This is a genomic window from Oleiphilus sp. HI0066, from assembly GCF_001635725.1.
Genome location: NZ_LWFH01000528.1, coordinates 1 through 885, shown reverse-complemented (window position 1 = coordinate 885; position 885 = coordinate 1). Strand labels below are relative to the sequence as shown.

At 46.0% G+C, this 885-nt stretch carries 1 protein-coding gene; it reads left to right on the top strand.

Going from position 1 to position 885, the window contains the following annotated elements:
* Nucleotides 1–885, top strand: an 885-nt coding sequence (locus A3738_RS07215; protein ID WP_068763479.1) for an ATP phosphoribosyltransferase regulatory subunit, incomplete at both ends; no start/stop codon positions are given.

The following is an 885-nucleotide window of genomic DNA, read 5'->3' as shown; positions in this document are numbered from 1 at the left end:
AAACATTCAAAGTTACCGATCAACTGTCAGGGAGAACGCTCGGCATTCGCTCAGACATTACTACGCAAGCCGCTCGTATCGATGCGCACGTATTGAAAAACCATGACATTTCTCGTTTATGTTATGTCGATAGCGTGTTGCATACGCGTCCAGAACATACGATGACCAATCGAAGCCCAATGCAAATTGGATGCGAGCTTTTTGGGTCTGACAATGAAGCAGCAGACTTAGAAGTGATGTCTTTGATGCTAGAGACATTGACTATTGCAGAAGTCTCAAAGGTTCATGTGGACTTGGCGCACGTTGGTATATATCGTGGCTTGATGACTTCAGCTGAGCTCCCGAGAGAACTAGAAGATCGAATTTTCAGCGCATTGAATCGCAAGTCAATTCCCGAGCTTGATACGCTAGCCGCTGAACATAAGTTGCCGGTTATCGATATTATTCGCGAAATCGCTCTGCTTAGCGGCAGTATTGATGCCTTGTCGGAAGTGCGAAAAAGCATATCCCAGTACTCTGAATTAGCTAGTAACGAAACTTTAGATGCCGTTGATGCTTTGATGCGTTTTGCTGAGTTGGTTGGCGAGCGTTTCCCAGAAATTGAACTAGGCTATGATTTCTGCGAGTTACGAGGCTATGACTATCATACTGGCGTGATGTTCAGCGCATATACACCAAGCTTTGGATATGCATTGGCTAAAGGTGGACGATATGACTCCATCGGCGCTGAATTTGGTGAATCTCGCCCAGCAACCGGTTTTAGTGCAGACTTAAAAACGCTCGTGCGTTTGCAGTCTCGTATTAGCACAATGAATTCAGGGGCGATTTTAGCTCCATACGGCACAGATAAAGCGTTGCTAGAGCGGATCGCTGATTTGCGACAGA